A 17,464-nucleotide genomic window follows, 5' to 3' on the forward strand; every position below is an offset into this window, starting at 1 on the left:
AGATATGACGAGATATCGCTATGACACGACAGAGCCTATTTCGTTTACTCGGGGAACAAGAAAATTACGTTATATTTGAAGCCAGTTGCGGCTTGGATCTGTTTTTACACAGTCTGGGCCGCAAGCAGACTCTCAAGATTCATAAGTCAGGCAGGTGTCCACACTCTTTTAATGCGTCGCTGACTTCGCTTTTCAGGCCAAGCTGCCAACCGTCGCACAACTGATTCATCCATGTTGCGGAAAGAATTGCAACGCATGCACTCCAAATCTTCCCAAAAATCGATAACAGATTGAATCATTTGCTCCAGTACGACTTCATAAAGTGTAACGTTTTCGAAAGATGGATATTGGGGGGCGTCATGTGGCACAGTAATTTGAAACGGCCCAGCCTGAAACGATTCGCCTGGTGCAAACCAGCCAAACCACAACGTAGGCGCTAGCTCAAACACGCGTTTATCCTTTCGCTTTACGCTTCCCATTAAAAGAGGTGGCGCCGGTTGGCTTTGTGCTGTTCGCCAATATTTCGTTTCCACCAAATATTCGATCTCCCGGTCTACCCAATTTCTATCGCCACGCTCCGTTTGCTGACGAACTGGGAGGCTTCTTCAAGGAGGCGCACAAGACGACGACTGCTAAGTTACGAATTCGGAAAAAAGTAGATAAATTAGTAGGCTAGAATTTTGATTCCAGCATCAGGCTCGCTCCCACTTAAATATCTCCGGGAAAAGGTCGGAAAGGCCCCTTTCATGCGACCCGCCGATTCGTGCCGCATTTTTTGCGGTGTGCGCTACACGTAGCGTTCTCAGAAAAGATGAACTGTTCATTTTTAAGAATCAAGGGCTTGTGACCTACTCTCTCGAGATTACCCCCTGCATATGGACACGCTGCACCAAGAATTGTCCATAATAAATAAATATTAATGGACAACATGTTTCAATCTAAGTAATTGATTATGTTCACTAATACGATGTCCATTTTTGTAAAACTTGTCAGTCCAGTCATCTATCCGCGCGAAGTGGTCAAAGCGGCATTGGCGCACAATGCCGCCAGCGTCATGCTGGCGCATAATCACCCTTCGGGGACACTGGAGCCAAGCGCCGCGGATCGTAAATTAACCAACACTTTGAAGCAGGCGCTGGAGCTGATCGACGTCAGGGTGCTTGATCATTTCATCGTTGCGGGAACGCAAGTGCACTCGTTTGCGGAGCACGGCCAGCTGTAAACCCTCCGATTTCAAATTGTTAAATCTTAAAAAGCGCAGAAGACACAATTGTTTTTCGCAAGTCATTGAAAAATCTCATATTTTTATATATACTCACCTTTTTTCCAGTTTCGGAAATCTTTTAGGAGTAAAAACATGGCACGTGTCTGCCAAGTCACCGGGAAGGGGCCGATGGTCGGCAACAACGTTTCCCATGCAAACAACAAGACGAAACGTCGCTTTTTGCCTAACTTGCAAAATCGCCGCATTTTCGTCGAGTCTGAAAATCGCTGGGTCTCCCTGCGCTTGTCCAACGCCGGTCTGCGCGTAATCGACAAAATCGGCATTGATGCCGTGTTGACCGATTTGCGCGCTCGTGGCGAAAAAGTCTAACTAGCAGAATAAAGGAAGAATCATGGCGAAATCAGGCCGCGACAAAATCAAGCTGGAATCGACCGCAGGTACAGGTCATTTCTACACAACTACGAAAAACAAGCGTACAACCCCGGAAAAAATGTCGATCATGAAGTTCGACCCGAAGGTTCGTAAGCATGTTGAATACAAAGAAACCAAGATCAAGTAATTGATCCTGTTCTTCAAAAAAACCCGCAAGACATCAGTCTCGCGGGTTTTTTTACGTCCGGCCCGTAGGGTGGGCACGCTTTTGTGCCCACGCGTGACCTGGCCATCACGGAATCAACAGCAAGCTGCCGGTGGTGCGCCCTGCTTCAAGATCGGCATGCGCCCTCGCAGCTTCAGCCAACGGATATTCACCGCCAATTTCAGCCACGACCCCGGCTTGCATCATGGCGATGAGTGCCGCGGATGCCACTGCATAAGTATGCGGATCCGCCAGGTAAGCCATGATGCTTGGGCGCGCCAGCGAGAGCGAACGGCGAGGCCCTAACTCTCCAACATTGATCGGCGCTATAGGGCCCGCCGCTTGCCCTATGCTTGCGACCGTACCGAATGGCCGCACACATGCAAGCGTCTTCAGGAGCATGTCGCCGCCGATACCGTCGATCGCGAAATCGACGCCTTTGCCACCGGTCATGGCGGCAACCTCGGCTACGATATCGGCATCGCGTCCTACGATGACATGATCAGCACCGTATGCCTTGGCGATTTTTGCCTTTTCGGCAGATCCGGCCGTGCCGATCACTGTCGCGCCAAGGTGTTTGGCCCAACGCACCAGCAGCGCACCGAGGCCGCCAGCAGCAGCGTGGATCAGAATCGTGCTGCCTGCGCTGGCCGGGTAAGTGCGAGTGAGCAGCATATGTGCAGTTAGCCCTCGTAACATGGAGGCGGCGGCCAGGCGCGTGTTGATGTTCTCAGGCAACAGAATCGCCTTTGCCTGTGGCAGCAAACGTGTTGCGGCATAGGCGCCGACCGGTGCGCCGGCATAAGCAATACGATCGCCGATAGCGAGATATTCAACACCCTCCCCGACGGCATCGACCACCCCGGCACCTTCGACGCCAAGAACCGCCGGCAACGCTGCAAGCGGATAAAGGCCGGTGCGATGATATATGTCGACAAAGTTGACGCCAATCGCCTCGTGCCTGATCCGCAGTTCGCCCGGACCGGGCAACTGCGGCTCGCAGGTAACAACTTCGAGTTGATCCGTGCCACCCACACCCGCCATTCTGACCATTTGATTCATTTTGCCCCCCGTTTTGTCCTTCGTTAAGTTGGACTTATTCTGATCGATTGCGCTTTGTTTGAAAATTCCCTAATATTTGTCATCTTATGTGCAAATATTAACAATGGCTGATTGGGAAAATCTTCGGCATTTTGCCGCGTTGGCGCAGGCTGGGACTTTATCCGGCGCAGCGCGACAACTCCATGTCGAACATGCGACCATAGCGCGCCGCATTGCCGCGCTCGAGGCTGAATTGAACCTTAAGCTGGTAGACCGACGTGGCCGCAGGCTGTCATTGACGATGGATGGCGAACGCATTGCAGCCTTGGTCGAACATATGGAGAGGGATGCGCAGGCGATTAACCGCGCAGCCGATGGCGCGCGCTTGGAAGTGGCAGGACATGTCACCATCAGCGCACCGCCAGCCTTAGCTGCGGCGATGCTGGCGCGACCGCTTGTAGCCCTGCGCAAGCAACACCCCGACCTCGACATCAGCATTCTGGGCGAAACACGCCAGGTCTCGCTGGAACGCCGGGAAGCCGACATAGCCATCCGCCTCAACCGGCCCACCGACGGCGATTTCATTATCGTAAAGCTTACTGAGCTTACCTATCACCTGTATGCCAACCGGGCATATCTCGACCAGACACCACCGGAGGACTGGGCCTACATTGGCTATATCGAGAGCATGGACGCCGCGTCGCAGCAAGCCGCCCTTATCCGGCACATGGCTGGTGAATCCCTAAGCTTTCGGACGACAACTCTCGATATCCAGATCGCACTGGCGAGTGAAGGCGGCGGCGTGGCAATGCTGCCAACGTTCATGATGGAGGATGACTCAACCCTGGTCCCGGCAATTCCGGATCAGCAGCCGGTGATGCGGGATGCATGGCTGGTCTGGCATGCAGACTTGAAAAGCTCGGCCGCTATACGCGCCGTCGTCAAATCTATTCAGGACGCATTCGGCAAGCCATAAAATAAATCTTGAAACAACTCGCCAGGCAAAAAAAAACGGTCCAATTTACATGGACCGTTTTCTTGATAACGATAAGCGCCAGAGAACGCAAGAATCTATTTATGCAAGCACGCTAGCGACCTGCCTTTTATCCTGTATCAGGAATAGCTACGCAGGCGCAGCGAGAAATCCTGCAACGACTTGATGCCCGAAGCTTCGGCACGTGCACACCAATCCTGCAGCTGATGCAGCAACTGGTCGCGTGTGAAATGCGAACGTTCCCAGATTGCACCCAACTCAACCCGCATCTCGTGCATGGTCTGCAGTGCTTTGCTATGCAGGAACAACTCTGTCAGCTGCTGCTTTTGCGGCGCTTCCAGTTTGGTCGGCTCACGTTGCAACAACTTCTTCGACGATTTCAGGAAACCCGATCCCAGTTTAGCCTTGTCGGTCAAATGGCTGCGTTCTTCATGCCAGGCGCTCTTCAACGATTTTGCATACTTTGCCATGACATCGTAACGGTTCGCGATCACCGATTGCAGCGTATCCAGATCCGGCACCAGCTTGGCGTGGTTGAATTTCGGCGCAGGCGCTACTTTCTTGACCTTGGCCAGGCCGCAGATTTCCAGAATCCGGATATACATCCAGCCGATGTCGAACTCGTACCACTTCGACGATAATTTGGCCGAGGTGCCGAACGTGTGGTGATTATTGTGCAGCTCTTCGCCGCCAATGATGATGCCGAACGGGATGATGTTGGTAGCCGCATCGTTACAGTCGTAGTTGCGATAGCCCCAATAGTGGCCGATGCCATTGATGATGCCGGCGGCGGTAATCGGGATCCAGACCATTTGCACAGCCCAGACGCTGACGCCAATCACACCGAACAGCATGACGTTAATAAACAGCATCAACACAATGCCCCAGGCGCTGCGTTTGGTATAGACGTTTCTTTCGATCCAGTCGTCCGGCGTGCCATGGCCGAATTTTTCCATGGTTTCCAGGTTCTTCGATTCTGCGCGATACAGCTCCGCGCCTTCCCAGAATACTTTCTTGATGCCGCGGGTAACCGGGCTATGCGGATCTTCCTCGGTATCGCATTTCGCGTGATGCTTGCGATGGATCGCCGCCCATTCCTTGGTGACCATACCTGTCGTCAGCCACAGCCAGAAACGGAAAAAATGACTTGGAATGGCGTGCAGCTCCAAGGCGCGATGGGCCTGGCCGCGATGCAGGAAAATAGTCACTGCAGCGATCGTGATGTGCGTCACGACCAGCGTGAACACGACCACTTGCCAGGCGCTTGCGCCTGTTACGCCATTCGACAGGAAATCGAGAATTGCATTGAACACTATGTGTACTCCATGTGTAGATGATGCTACTACTTGCTTTACGGTGAGATACGGGTGAAATGTGAGTAAGATACCAGCACGTTGACGGGTAGTTACCGAACAGTTACCCGAATTTCGAGTGCAATTGTACCCTTATTATTCGCTCTTTCGAGGTTTTGGCGCATCTTGTTGGCCATCTAATTGCAAGCCGTGTTGTGTATCGGCCTTGAAGTTGCCACTTTGCAACGTCACAGTATCGCCATCTTCGCCTGTCGTGGCTTGCACTACCTTGATATCTCGTTTCACCTGAGCAATCTTGATTTGACGGGCTTGCAACACCCGCCAGATTGCCCGGTTAACATCAGACAACACATTCAGGCGACCGTTCTCCGGATCCGTGATCCAGAATCCGACCTCTAGCTCTAGCCCATCCGGGCCTATCTTCAGCAGCAAAGCTTGCGGCAAGGTTTCCTGCGAAACGCGGTTAACCTCGATCGTTGCTTGCTCCAACAGCAATAATACACTTTCAACATCATCCTGATGTTCAATCATCACTTGTGTCGACAAACGCAGGATCCGATTGGTCAGCGAATAATTCTGTACCGAATTAATCATGAAGATTTCATTCGGTACTACCGTATCGACCCCGTCCAGACCTTGCAACACGGTATAGCGGCTATTGATCTGGACCACCTTGCCATAAAAGGTACTGACACCGACCATATCGCCGATCGCCAGGCTGCGTTCCAGCAAAATCACGAAGCCTGACACATAACTGCTGGCGATTTTCTGTAAACCAAGCCCCAGCGCCACACCCAGTGCGCCGCCGAAGACCGACAACACGGTTAAGTCGATACCGACCAGCGATAAACTGACCAATACCGCCACCAGGATCAGGAAGGCCCGCGCCATACGCGCTACCACTGTGCGGATCGAGGAATGCATGGTGTTGACCCGCATCAGGCGCTCTTCCAGCGTGGCGCCGACCCACAATGCGATCACCAGCGTCACCAGTACCGAGATCAGCGCTTGCATGACCGCGAGTAGCGAAACCTTATGGCGGCCGATCGGCAGCACCGTGCTATCCAGGTAATCAAGCAGATCCGGCCACCAGCCGGTGATATACAGCAGCAAGCCGATCCAGACCAGCGCGCCGAAACTCTTTTCAAACAACAGGAGGAAAGTACCGACGCCGCTATTGCGCACAAAAATCCGGCGCAAGACATAGAACACGAAACGCATCAGCGCCAGCGAAGCTACCAGCGGAATCATCAGCCGCATGAGATTCACCGGCTGATGCCATTTTTGCAGGGCCATTTTGACCAGCACCAGCAGCAGCAAGGTGATGACGGGCGTCAAGACCTTGACGAAACTGACAAGCCCGATCTGCATCGCCGGCGGCTGGGCCGGATTAAGATTGAAAGTACGGCGCAGCAGCCGAGCCAGCAACCAGCCCAGGCCGATACATGCCACCAGCAAACCGACTTGCGCCAGCAAACCCGGCGCCCGCAGGTTGCTCAGCAAATCGTTCAACAGGTCATTGAGGATATCTGGCATCGTTTTGAACAAAGCGTAACGCCCCGACAGTCACGTGGGCATGCCGCCTGCTTATTTACGCAAAATTATTTACGTACAAATACTGCGGCAAAGAAGCCGTCAGTCTGATGCTTGTGCGGCAGCAATTTGAGGTAGTCACCCATCTCCAGCGCAATTTTCTGCTCGGCCAACACATCTTTCATCGGCACCAGCGAAAAATCTTCGTGGCTGGCGAGGAACTGCGCAGCAATCGCTTCGTTTTCTTCATCCAGCAAACTGCAAGTACCGTACACCAGGCGGCCGCCGGATTTCACCAGGCGCGCGGCGCTGGAGAGAATCGCGATTTGCTTGACATTCATTTCGCCAATCGCTTCCGGTGTCTGCCGCCATTTGACGTCCGGATTACGGCGCAAGGTGCCGAGACCGCTGCATGGTGCATCGACCAGCACGCGATCGATCTTGCCGGCCAGGCGCTTCACCTTGCCGTCATTCTCATGCGCGATCAACACCGGATGAATATTCGACAAACCACTACGTGCCATACGCGGCTTGAGTTTTGCCAGGCGCTTCTCGGAAACGTCGAAAGCATACAAGCGACCGGTATTGCGCATGGTCGCGCCCAGGGCCAGCGTCTTGCCGCCGGCGCCGGCACAGAAATCGACCACCATCTCGCCGCGCTTGGCGCCGACGATTTGCGCCAGCAACTGGCTACCTTCATCCTGCACTTCGATCGCACCGCTCTTGAACAGCGGCAGGTTTTGTAAAGTCGGCTTCTTGATGACGCGCAAACCAAGCGGCGCATAAGGCGTCGGCACACACAAGATCGGCGCTTCAGCCAAAGTGGTGACGACTTCTTCGCGATTGGCCTTGAGCGAATTCACGCGCAGATCCAACGGTGCCGGTTGATTCATCGCATGCGCCAGTTCCAGGGTGGCGGCTTCACCGTCACGCGCTACCAGCTTGTCGAACAACCATTGCGGCAAGTTGGAACGCATCAGCGGCGGCATCAGGTCGCGGTTGATTTCGGCAACCCGCTTCAGCCACTCGGTTTCTTCATCCGACAAGCCGCCCAGGGATTCGATGCTGACCGCATCGGCCAGGCCCAGCAGGGTCATGCGGCGCATGGTCGGGCCGTTGCCGGATTCGGCAAAGCTGGTGTAGATTGCTTTGTTACGCAACAAACCATATACCGCTTCGGCCACCACGCCGCGTTCACGCGAACCCAGCTTTGGATGGTCACGGAAGTAGCGCGACAAAGTGCCGTCGGCCGGGCCGGTAAAACGTAGGATTTCGCGCAGAACTTCTTCGGTGTGACCAATGATCGCGGGAGGCAATCTCATAGTAATTCTTTCATAAAATTCTTGTAAACTGTTGATCGTGCCCGGACCGGCCAGGGCAAACGATCGTCTTGGCGTTCGTGCTAGCCGGCACGCTTATGCACTATTACGGACTCGTCCGTCTTCGATACTCAATCGATTTTCGACAAACCAGCGCACTGCACGTGGATATAGTTGATGCTCTTCAATCAGCACTCGCTGCTCTAGCGATTGTTCGGTATCGTTTTCCAGCACCGGCACCACTGCCTGCGCTACGATCGGGCCGTGATCCAGCTTCGCCGTGACGAAATGGACAGTGACGCCATGCACCTTGACGCCAGCTTCCAGTGCTTGCCTGTGGGTTGCCATTCCCGGAAAACTCGGCAGCAGCGAGGGATGGATATTCAACATGCGGCCGGCATAATGTTCTACGAACGGCGCCGTCAAAATACGCATGAAACCCGCCAGCACTACCAGGTCAGGGGAAAATCCATCGACAACGACGCGTAAGGCGGCGTCGAACTGTTCTCGGTCAGGATAGTCTTTATTCGCTACTACTGCCGTGGGAATACCTTGAGCAGCAGCAAATTTCAAACCTTCGGCATCGGCCTTGTTGCTGACAATCGCGGCGATTCTGGCAGGCCATTGTTCGGTTTGAGCGGCGCGGACGATGGCTTGCATATTACTGCCACGCCCGGAAATCAGGATAACAATGCTTCTCATGGCGCGCATTGTACCCGTTGCACTGCTGTTTTTGAGCAAACAGGGTGGCTAATTATCATAATTGCAGACAATATCGCACTGATTTGCCCGGGGGAATCGGAAAATCGGCTCACTTTACAACAATAAAAAACAGCTAAAACAATTAAGCCAGCGTCCCCGTCCTGCCAGGCTGGCCGATATTGCAGCTGCCGCTATTGGAATGAGTAAAAAACGCGGAACGCTACTTTCTTGTCAGCCCAGAAATCGGCGCTGTCGCGGAATACGTCGAGCAGGGTTTCCCGGGCTTCTTTATCGAACTTGGGCGTATTCGGCAATTGCTCGATTACCACGATGAAACCTGGCTGCGGGCCGGCTTTATGGGCCAGATCGGTCAGGCAATCGGCCAGTGCGTCGAAATTCTTGCCAAAATGCCTGGGAAAATGAAAGGCGTGGGCGATATTCGCCAGCACTTGTTGTTTAGTCGTTGCCTCGGCACAATAGGCATACAGGAAATGCTGCCCGAGACGGTTGGCCTCCGCCTGCAGATCTGTCACACGGAAGGCGCGGATGGACTGCACTACATTTGGCGGTACGGTTTTAAACAAACTCATTTTTCCCTCAGCTAGAGCAATGATGATGGATTGTTGTTGTATTTCACACACTCGTCTCATTTACCCTTCTCGGTCACTCCTGAATGCGCCTGAAAGTCTGATAGTGGTTGTCAGTGTAATAATATTCGCCAGAAGTCTGGGGATTGCCGCCGGCAATGATCCGGCGTGCGCCACGATTGCGGGCATACGGGGTCTTTACCGTAAATTCATGATAATACCCACGCCGCTGCCTGGGCAGCATTCCTTCATAATTGCCAAAGGTCACACCATCTTTGGCATATGGAAACGGTCCGCCTTGCTTGATTAATATCAGTGTCGCCTGCGCTTCCTGCGGCAACTGATTTACCGAAATCACGTCTTGCGACACGGTCTCCCGGAACGGCTCCCGGGCAAAAACCTGGAATGACAGCAGCAAACCAAGCAGCAACAGCATCCCGTTACGCAGCATGGCGGCGACGAAATCGGAACTTAGACCAAAGAAATGATGCCGGGTTGCCTGGCTTTTCATAAATTCAATATTTTATGGTTCTGATACCGTAGGGTAACGTGTTGATGAAAACGAATCAACCCGTATCCTTGCCCCGGCTTCTAGTGTTGCAATATTTGACAATATTATTTGACAATATTAATCAATTACAAGTTCTGCCCTTCTTCACCAAGAGCGGAAACGGGGCCAGGGCCAAAAAATTCGGCCACCTCATCGCGCCGCGCCAGCGTATCTTTCTGGCCCATACGGATCAACTCGCGCGTATAGCCGGATTCAAACAACAGATAAGACGCAAGGCCGCCGCCACGCACATCGGTCGCCCCCAGACCGCCCAGCAAGGTTCGGATCGGCAGGGGCAAACTTGAAAAATGCTTCGATGCAATATCATCAATTTGTTCCGAAGGCGAAATAATCAGCATCTCCACCGGCTTCAGCGGCGTTTGCTGGCGTTGCTCATCCGTCAAGAAAGAAAGTGTGTGGTTGATACGCTCCAGGCGTTCGATATCCACCGCCAGCCCATCCAGGAAGATGCTGGACAATGCGTGGCTGGCAATTTGCGCGAGGCTGGGATAACGGGCAAGCATGGGTGCATCGGCCGGCGCCTCCTTGCGACGCCCGGCGCCAACCACCATCACTTTGCTGGCGCCAAGGTGGATCGCCGGAGAAATCGGCGCCAGCTGGCGCATCGAACCGTCGCCGAAATATTCGCGACGGCCATCGCAGTAAATCGGGATCGCAGGAAAGATGAACGGAATCGCTGACGACGCCAGCAAATGGCCGACGCCGATCTGATCCCGGACCGCCCGCCGCTGGCTGCGGGTCCAGCCCTGGATTTCGACGGCGCTCTGGTAAAAAGTAATGTGCTGGCCGCCGCTATAGGAGGAAGCGGTGATCGCCAGTGCCTGCAAGCTGCCGTTGGCCAGCGCCGCGTCCAGTTTCTCCAGGTCCAGCAGCCGGTGCAGCAAGGTGATCAGCGGCGTATTGTCGAGCAAGGAGTTAGGCGGGTGCGCATGCCATTTACGCAGCAGCCAGCCAAAAGACAGCAAGGACAACCAGCGCGCGCCGGACCGCAGGACGCCCAGGGAATCGGCGCGGTACACCTGCTCCACCGTAAAGTGCTCCCAGACATCCATCAGTTTTTGCACGCCAAGGCCGAAATTCTCGACCCGGCAAGCCAGCGCCGTCGCATTGATGGCGCCTGCGGAAGTGCCGCAAATGATGTCGAAAGGATTTTGCTCCGGCGCCCAGCCCTGCTCGCGCAAGATGGACGCTACTGCATCCATCACGCCAACCTGGTAAGCCGCGCGTGCGCCGCCGCCGGTCAAGATAAGGCCCGTTTTCTGTTTTGTCTCCATGGCTATGAAGAGTAACAGGGAGAGGAAATTTGTGGGGAGGTTGGTTTATTTAGGACTTACGCAAAACTGTTCCAGCAAGGCACGACGACGAAGACAGTACGAATGTACGGCTAGGAGAAGTAACGCCGCTGGGGCAGTTTTGCGTAAGTCCTATTATTAATACTTGTGTAAAACGAAGTAGCAAGTGCATACGTCTTGCACCTGCTACTTCGCCACATCAGTTGCCCGGGCTCACTGCTAGTGAACGCTGACTTCAACCCGTCGTGCCTGCGCGTTATCGCCGCTGCCGGTTGTCACCTGAGGTTTCTCCAGCACGATGGCGTCTTCCGCCACGCCTGCGATCAGCAGGATGGCTTTTACGCTTTTGGCGCGCTCCTTGGAAATCTCCTCGTTTTTAGCCGGATCGCCGGTGGTGTCGTGGAAGCCGCTGACCACCACTTTGGCATCGGCCCTGGCTTTGGCCGCATCGACGACAGCCGCCAGTTTTTCAGCGGTATCGGCCGGAGCTTCTACCTTGCCTGATTCAAAATAGACGACAGCTGCGGGCGACGCCGCCGCAGCCTTAGCCGCAGTTCCGGCACTGGCGTCGACCGTGACCGCTGCGGGCGCCACCACAATTGCCGGTGCAACTACCGGTACCGGCACCAACACGACTTCCTGTCCCGTCAGCGCGCCTTGCTGCATGCCCGAAGCCGGTAGCAACGGCACTAGCAACAGGGCCACGATATTGATGATCTTGATCAGTGGATTGACCGCAGGACCGGCGGTATCTTTATAAGGATCGCCAACGGTATCGCCAGTGACCGCAGCCTTATGCGCTTCCGAACCTTTGCCGCCGTGGTTGCCATCCTCGATATATTTCTTGGCGTTGTCCCAGGCGCCGCCGCCTGTGGTCATCGAGATAGCGACGAACAAACCGGTCACGATGGTCCCCATCAATAAACCACCGAGCGCTGCCGGCCCCAATATCAGACCGACCAGAACCGGCACTACTACCGGCAACAGCGACGGGATGATCATTTCCTTGATGGCCGAAGAGGTCAGCATATCGACCGCTTTGTCGTACTCAGGCTTGCCGGTGCCGTCCATGATGCCTTTGATGTCGCGGAACTGGCGGCGCACTTCAACCACCACCGCACCCGCCGCCCGGCCGACCGCTTCCATCGCCATGGCGCCGAACAGGTAGGGAATCAAGCCGCCGATGAACAAGCCGACGATCACCAGTGGATTGGACAAATCGAATACCGTGCTCTTCCCTACCGAATCCAGCGCGTGGGTGTAATCTGCAAACAAGACCAGCGCCGCCAAACCGGCCGAGCCGATGGCGTAGCCCTTGGTGACTGCCTTGGTGGTGTTGCCGACGGCGTCCAGCGGATCGGTAATCGCTCGCACCGAATCGGGCAAACCCGACATTTCGGCAATACCGCCGGCGTTATCGGTAATCGGGCCGTAGGCATCCAGCGCGACAATGATGCCGGCCATCGACAGCATGGCGGTAGCGGCAATCGCAATGCCGTACAGGCCGCCCAGCCAGTAGGAAGCCAGGATGGCGACACATACTGCCAGCACCGGATAAGCGGTCGATTTCATGGAGACGCCCAGGCCGGCGATGATATTGGTGCCGTGGCCGGTGGTAGAGGCTTGTGCTATGTGGCGCACCGGTTTGAAATCGGTGCCGGTGTAGTACTCGGTGATATACACCATCAAGCCGGTCAGGATGATGCCGATCAAGGCGGACCCCATCATCGGCACCCGCATCGGTGCCGGCAAGATCAGCCAGGTAACCACCACAAACCCGATCAGGCTCAGGATCGCTGCCCACCACAGCCCGGTATACAGTGCCGACATGATTTTCTTGCCGGGCTTGGCCTTGACCATGGAACAGCCGACGATAGAGGCCAGGATCGATACCCCGCCCAAGGCCAGCGGATACAACACTGCTTGCAATTCAGCGCCATGTATCAGCAAAGAGCCTAACAACATGGTGGCGATCAGGGTCACCACATAGGTTTCGAACAAGTCAGCCGCCATGCCTGCACAATCGCCGACGTTGTCGCCGACGTTATCGGCGATCACTGCGGGATTGCGCGGATCGTCCTCCGGAATGCCGGCTTCCACTTTACCTACTAGGTCGGCGCCGACATCGGCGCCCTTGGTAAAGATGCCGCCGCCGAGACGCGCGAAAATGGAAATCAGCGAAGCGCCGAAGGCCAGTCCGATCAGAGGCCGGATGATGTCATGTAACGACAATCCGGAAGGCCCCGCGAACGCCAGCAACCACAAAAAGAACAGGGTCACGCCCAGCAGGCCGAGCCCGACCACCAGCATGCCGGTGATCGCCCCGCCGCGGAACGCTACATCAAGCGCCGGCCCCATGCCTTTGGTCGCAGCCTGTGCGGTGCGTACATTAGCGCGCACCGAGACATTCATGCCGATGAAGCCGCAAGCCCCTGACAGCACGGCGCCGATCAGGAAGCCGGCGGCGGTTATCAAACCAAGTCCTGGCAGTATCGCGATAATAATGAACAGCACCACGCCGACCATGGCAATGGTGCGGTACTGGCGCGCCAGATAGGCAGCAGCCCCTTGTTGGATCGCAGCAGCAATTTCCTGCATGCGTGCATTCCCCGGGTCCTGCTTCAATATCCAGCTGCGCGAGACTAGCCCATAGATGACGGCAATGATGCCGCAAGCGACGGCAAACCATAGACTTGATGCCATGTTTACTCCTCCAGTTTTTTGGTACGGCTTCACGACAAAGTAAGACAACTACACCATTTCACCTGCATCCATTCATCCCAAATGGGTGGATTGCCGGCCAATACTGCGTAATGCATTTCTTTTCGCTGCCCTTTTTTATTCTTGGAGAAGTGCCGGGGCTGGTTTGCTGCTTAGTTGTTTCTTCTGATGAATTCTAAATTAATTAGTTTGTTGATCAAAAGAAAAAGCGGACCGAGGTCCGCTTTTTTTTATGCTTCTTATGCTTCCAGCGCCGCAAACGCGCTATCGCGTATTTGCTCGACCGGACCGACGCCGGCGATCTTGCGATACTTGGGCGCGCCTGGCAAGCCGGCTTTGGCCCAGTCGCCGTAGTAATTGACCAGCACTTCAGTCTGCTCGTGATATACCGACAGACGCTTCTTGACGGTTTCTTCCTTGTCATCGTCGCGCTGGATCAGGTCTTCACCGGTGATGTCGTCCTTGCCTTCCACTTTTGGCGGATTGTACTTGGCATGATAAGTACGGCCTGACGACAAATGCACGCGGCGACCGCTCATGCGTTCGACAATGGCGCTGTCAGGAACGTCGATTTCCAGCACGTAATCGATCATCACGCCGGCTTCCTTCATGGCGTCTGCCTGCGGAATGGTACGTGGAAAGCCGTCGAACAAATAACCATTCGCGCAATCCGCCTGCGTCAGCCGGTCTTTGACCAGGCCGATGATGATGTCGTCCGATACCAGGCCGCCTGCATCCATTACCTTCTTAGCCTCGATGCCGAGCGGAGTGCCAGCCTTGACTGCTGCGCGCAACATGTCGCCGGTGGAAATCTGCGGGATGTTGAATTTCTCTTTAATGAAAGTCGCTTGCGTGCCTTTACCGGCACCAGGCGCTCCTAAAAGGATGAGGCGCATGTTAATTCCTAAGGTGAGTTTGAATTGATTGTGGCGATGGCGCGCAGTATGCTGCGCCGTCTCCCGATATGCTTTTGCAATTAATCTTGCATGTGATTTTATTTATATCACGCTATCTTTGCATGAAACTTACCATACAATTTTACCAAACAGCCAGCCCGAAGCACTATTTCTGTTGGTTCAACGATAAATTTCCGGCATTTATTTGACACTTAAGCGACACTTTCACACTTTATTCGGCACTAAAAAAACGCCTCACCCGCTCCAGATCTTCCGGCGTATCGACGCCTACCGCGGGCGCCGCCGGTGCGATATGGACCGCAATCGGGTAGCCATGCCAAAGCACGCGTAATTGCTCCAGCGCTTCGATCTGTTCCAACGGCGACACCGCCAGCGTCGGATAGGTTTGCAAAAAACCATTGCTGTATGCATACAGGCCGATATGCCGCAACGGCAAGTAGGCGGCCGGCAAATCTTCTCGCGACTGCGCAAAACCATCCCGATGCCAGGGAATTGTCGCCCGTGAAAAATACAGGGCGCGCCCAGCCTGGTTCAAGACCACCTTGACCACATTCGGATTGAAGGCGTCGGCCGCAGAATCGATCGCGTGCGCCGCGGTCGCCATCGGCACCTCGCCTGTGATCTGCGCCGCGGTAGCTGCGATCAGCGCCGGATCGATCATGGGTTCGTCGCCTTGGACGTTGACCACCACCGCATCAGCGGCCAGTCCTAACGCTGCAGCTACTTCGGCAATGCGGTCGGTGCCGGACGGATGATCGGCGCGTGTGAGCCGCGCGGCGATGCCGTGCTGGGCGCACACCGCCAGGATTTCCGCATGATCGGTAGCCACGATCACCTGTGCAGCTCCCGATTGCGCAGCACGCTCGGCGGTGCGCACGATCATCGGCTTGCCGCCGATATCGGCCAGCGGTTTATTCGGCAGCCGAGTTGACGCCAGCCGCGCCGGAATGATGACGGTGAAAGGTCTGGTCGGATTCACAATATCCACAATACGCGCCGCTTATGCTGCCGGCGCCGCATCTGCAGCCGGACTGGTCAGGTCACGCGCCTGATCGGCCCACATGATAGGGATGCCGTCGCGGATCGGATAGGCCAGCTTGTCGGCGTTGCAAATCAGTTCCTGTGCTTTCTTGTCGTAATGCAGCGGCCCTTTGCAGATCGGGCAAACCAGGATGTCAAGCAGTTGGGTGTCCACGGAGTTTCTCCAGAATTTGATGTATTTGATGCTGTATTTGATGAGACAGCGCAGCGTCGATCTGAGCCGTCACGGGAACGACCCAGATTCTCGGATCGTTCCTGATCGCCTCTATTTGCCGACATTTTACTGCATCCTTTTCCGTAATCAGGATGAGCTCTGCCTGCAGCGCCGCAAATGGGTTGTCGGAAAAATCATGATGATCAGGCAAGGCCAGTGTCTCAAATACCAATCCGGCCGCGGTCAGCATCGAAAAAAACCGTTGCGGATTACCGATGCCGGCAGCGGCGGTAATCCGCAAGGCAGGTTCCCGCAGGCTGGCCAGCGCCCTCACCTGGTTCGCATCGCCAAGCTGCACCGCCTGCTCGCCAACCAGCTGCATGCGGACGGTCGAAGCCGGCATCGAGGCTGGAATGGTGGCGGCATTCACCACCGTAAAATCACGCCGGCGCGAAGGCGGTTCACGCAAGGGACCGGCCGGCAGCAGCCAGCCGTTGCCGACACCGCGCGCATCGAACAGGACGATTTCGATATCTCGTTGCAGACGATAATGTTGCAATCCATCGTCCGACAGAATCAGATTAACCTCGGGATGCGCCTGCAACAAGGCCTTGGCGGCGGCCACCCGATCGCGGCCCACCACCAAAGGACACTGCGCGCGGCCGGCAATCAACAAAGGCTCGTCCCCCACTTCGGCCGCCAGCGATGTTTCGCTCACATGGCGTATAGCGGGTTGTCCGGCGCCGGACTGCGCAGCATAACCGCGCGAGATCACGCCGGGCACGTAGCCAGCTTCCCGCAACGCTTGCACCAGCCAGATCGTCAGCGGTGTCTTGCCGGTGCCGCCGACAAAAATATTGCCGACCACGATCACCGGTACCGGCAAGCGGGTACTGGCTTGCCAGCCGGCTGCATACAAACGGCGCCGCAGTGTCGCCACCAGGCCGAACAAGAGCGACAGCGGCCACAACAGACATGCCAGCAGACCGCGCCGTTGCCAGGCCGCGCTCAGCGTCGATTCAAGCGAAGATTTATTTGTGGCCACTAGTTTGCGCAGCAAACGTGATCTTGTCGAAACCAGCCAGACGCGCGGCTTCCAGTACATTGATCACGGTCTGGTGGGTCGCCATGGCGTCGGCGTTGATGATTACCACCGGGTCGCCTTTCGATTGGCCAGACTCACTGCCGGCCTGCGCAGCATTCTTCAGATCTAGCGCCAATGAGGCCGCATCTTTCGACGACACCTGCACATTGTTGACTGCGTATTGCCCCTGCGGATTGACTGCCACGTTGATTTCCAGCGGCTGCACCATGGCCTTGTCGGCATCGGCAGTCGGCAAGGTAATTTGCAGCGCAGTGAATTTGCTGTAGCTGGTGGTGACCATCAGGAAAATCACGATCACCAGCAGTACGTCGATAAACGGAATCAGGTTGATTTCGGGGTCCTCGCGACCCTTGCCTTTACGAAAGTTCATGT

18 protein-coding genes and 1 pseudogene are annotated in these 17,464 nt (G+C 55.4%); 4 read left to right on the forward strand and 15 right to left on the reverse strand.

What is annotated here, in order from left to right; genetic code table 11:
* Nucleotides 1-146: 146 nt before the first annotated feature.
* Complete coding sequence (locus tag BM029_RS25650; protein ID WP_139217260.1) at nt 147-449, reverse strand: hypothetical protein; 303 nt, start codon at nt 447-449, stop codon at nt 147-149.
* A gap of 551 nt (nt 450-1,000) precedes the next feature.
* On the opposite strand from BM029_RS25650, the pseudogene BM029_RS15665 reads away from it, so the two are divergent.
* From BM029_RS15665 to rpmG, 3 genes and pseudogenes are all read left to right on the forward strand, one after another.
* Nucleotides 1,001-1,222: pseudogene (locus BM029_RS15665) on the forward strand (JAB domain-containing protein); the annotation flags it as partial.
* Between the two features lie 135 nt (nt 1,223-1,357).
* Nucleotides 1,358-1,594 (forward strand): 50S ribosomal protein L28, encoded by a 237-nt coding sequence (gene rpmB / locus BM029_RS15670; RefSeq protein WP_014005219.1) that lies wholly within the window; start codon nt 1,358-1,360, stop codon nt 1,592-1,594.
* A 22-nt stretch (nt 1,595-1,616) separates the two neighbouring features.
* Entirely contained in the window at nt 1,617-1,784 is a 168-nt protein-coding gene (rpmG, locus tag BM029_RS15675) for a 50S ribosomal protein L33 (RefSeq protein WP_009667251.1), read from the forward strand.
* Nucleotides 1,785-1,889: 105 nt separating this feature from the next.
* Here the strand turns inward: rpmG and BM029_RS15680 are convergent, their stop codons facing one another.
* Nucleotides 1,890-2,864 (reverse strand): quinone oxidoreductase family protein, encoded by a 975-nt coding sequence (locus tag BM029_RS15680; RefSeq protein WP_092437562.1) that lies wholly within the window; start codon nt 2,862-2,864, stop codon nt 1,890-1,892.
* Between the two features lie 103 nt (nt 2,865-2,967).
* Between BM029_RS15680 and BM029_RS15685 the strand changes: the two genes are divergently transcribed.
* On the forward strand, nt 2,968-3,819 hold the full coding sequence (locus tag BM029_RS15685) for a LysR family transcriptional regulator (protein WP_092437564.1): 852 nt from the start codon (nt 2,968-2,970) through the stop codon (nt 3,817-3,819).
* A gap of 137 nt (nt 3,820-3,956) precedes the next feature.
* On the opposite strand, the gene BM029_RS15690 is transcribed toward BM029_RS15685, so the two are convergent.
* From BM029_RS15690 to BM029_RS15750, 13 genes are all read right to left on the reverse strand, one after another.
* Complete coding sequence (locus BM029_RS15690; RefSeq protein ID WP_371329126.1) at nt 3,957-5,150, reverse strand: DesA family fatty acid desaturase; 1,194 nt, start codon at nt 5,148-5,150, stop codon at nt 3,957-3,959.
* A 135-nt stretch (nt 5,151-5,285) separates the two neighbouring features.
* On the reverse strand, nt 5,286-6,686 hold the full coding sequence (locus tag BM029_RS15695; RefSeq protein ID WP_092437568.1) for a mechanosensitive ion channel family protein: 1,401 nt from the start codon (nt 6,684-6,686) through the stop codon (nt 5,286-5,288).
* A 65-nt stretch (nt 6,687-6,751) separates the two neighbouring features.
* Nucleotides 6,752-8,005 carry an RsmB/NOP family class I SAM-dependent RNA methyltransferase gene (locus BM029_RS15700; RefSeq protein ID WP_092437570.1) on the reverse strand — a complete coding sequence of 418 codons (1,254 nt, stop codon included), beginning with the start codon at nt 8,003-8,005 and terminating at the stop codon, nt 6,752-6,754.
* Nucleotides 8,006-8,098: 93 nt separating this feature from the next.
* Nucleotides 8,099-8,713 carry a phosphoribosylglycinamide formyltransferase gene (gene purN / locus BM029_RS15705; protein WP_092413459.1) on the reverse strand — a complete coding sequence of 205 codons (615 nt, stop codon included), beginning with the start codon at nt 8,711-8,713 and terminating at the stop codon, nt 8,099-8,101.
* A gap of 182 nt (nt 8,714-8,895) precedes the next feature.
* A complete protein-coding gene (locus BM029_RS15710; protein ID WP_092413460.1) occupies nt 8,896-9,294 on the reverse strand; it encodes a barstar family protein in 399 nt (132 codons plus the stop codon).
* A gap of 73 nt (nt 9,295-9,367) precedes the next feature.
* Nucleotides 9,368-9,802, reverse strand: a complete 435-nt coding sequence (locus BM029_RS15715) for a guanyl-specific ribonuclease (RefSeq protein WP_170851098.1) — start codon at nt 9,800-9,802, stop codon at nt 9,368-9,370.
* A 125-nt stretch (nt 9,803-9,927) separates the two neighbouring features.
* Entirely contained in the window at nt 9,928-11,136 is a 1,209-nt protein-coding gene (locus BM029_RS15720; protein ID WP_092437572.1) for a patatin-like phospholipase family protein, read from the reverse strand.
* A gap of 237 nt (nt 11,137-11,373) precedes the next feature.
* Nucleotides 11,374-13,857: a sodium-translocating pyrophosphatase gene (locus BM029_RS15725; protein WP_092437574.1), complete on the reverse strand. Its 2,484-nt coding sequence runs from the start codon at nt 13,855-13,857 to the stop codon at nt 11,374-11,376.
* A 257-nt stretch (nt 13,858-14,114) separates the two neighbouring features.
* Entirely contained in the window at nt 14,115-14,771 is a 657-nt protein-coding gene (gene adk / locus BM029_RS15730) for an adenylate kinase (protein ID WP_092413466.1), read from the reverse strand.
* A 232-nt stretch (nt 14,772-15,003) separates the two neighbouring features.
* The gene (gene kdsB / locus BM029_RS15735; protein WP_092437626.1) at nt 15,004-15,771 is read right to left on the reverse strand and encodes a 3-deoxy-manno-octulosonate cytidylyltransferase; all 768 of its coding nucleotides are present in this window, start codon (nt 15,769-15,771) and stop codon (nt 15,004-15,006) included.
* Nucleotides 15,772-15,792: 21 nt separating this feature from the next.
* A complete protein-coding gene (locus tag BM029_RS15740) occupies nt 15,793-15,987 on the reverse strand; it encodes a Trm112 family protein (RefSeq protein WP_092413468.1) in 195 nt (64 codons plus the stop codon).
* Nucleotides 15,968-17,032, reverse strand: a complete 1,065-nt coding sequence (gene lpxK, locus BM029_RS15745) for a tetraacyldisaccharide 4'-kinase (RefSeq protein ID WP_244545081.1) — start codon at nt 17,030-17,032, stop codon at nt 15,968-15,970. Before lpxK ends, BM029_RS15740 begins: the two co-directional genes overlap by 20 nt.
* Complete coding sequence (locus BM029_RS15750; protein ID WP_092437577.1) at nt 17,019-17,462, reverse strand: ExbD/TolR family protein; 444 nt, start codon at nt 17,460-17,462, stop codon at nt 17,019-17,021. The genes lpxK and BM029_RS15750 overlap by 14 nt, the downstream gene beginning before the upstream one ends.
* Between the last annotated feature and the right edge of the window lie 2 nt (nt 17,463-17,464).

This window comes from Collimonas sp. OK607, from assembly GCF_900111995.1.
Classification (GTDB): domain Bacteria; phylum Pseudomonadota; class Gammaproteobacteria; order Burkholderiales; family Burkholderiaceae_D; genus Collimonas.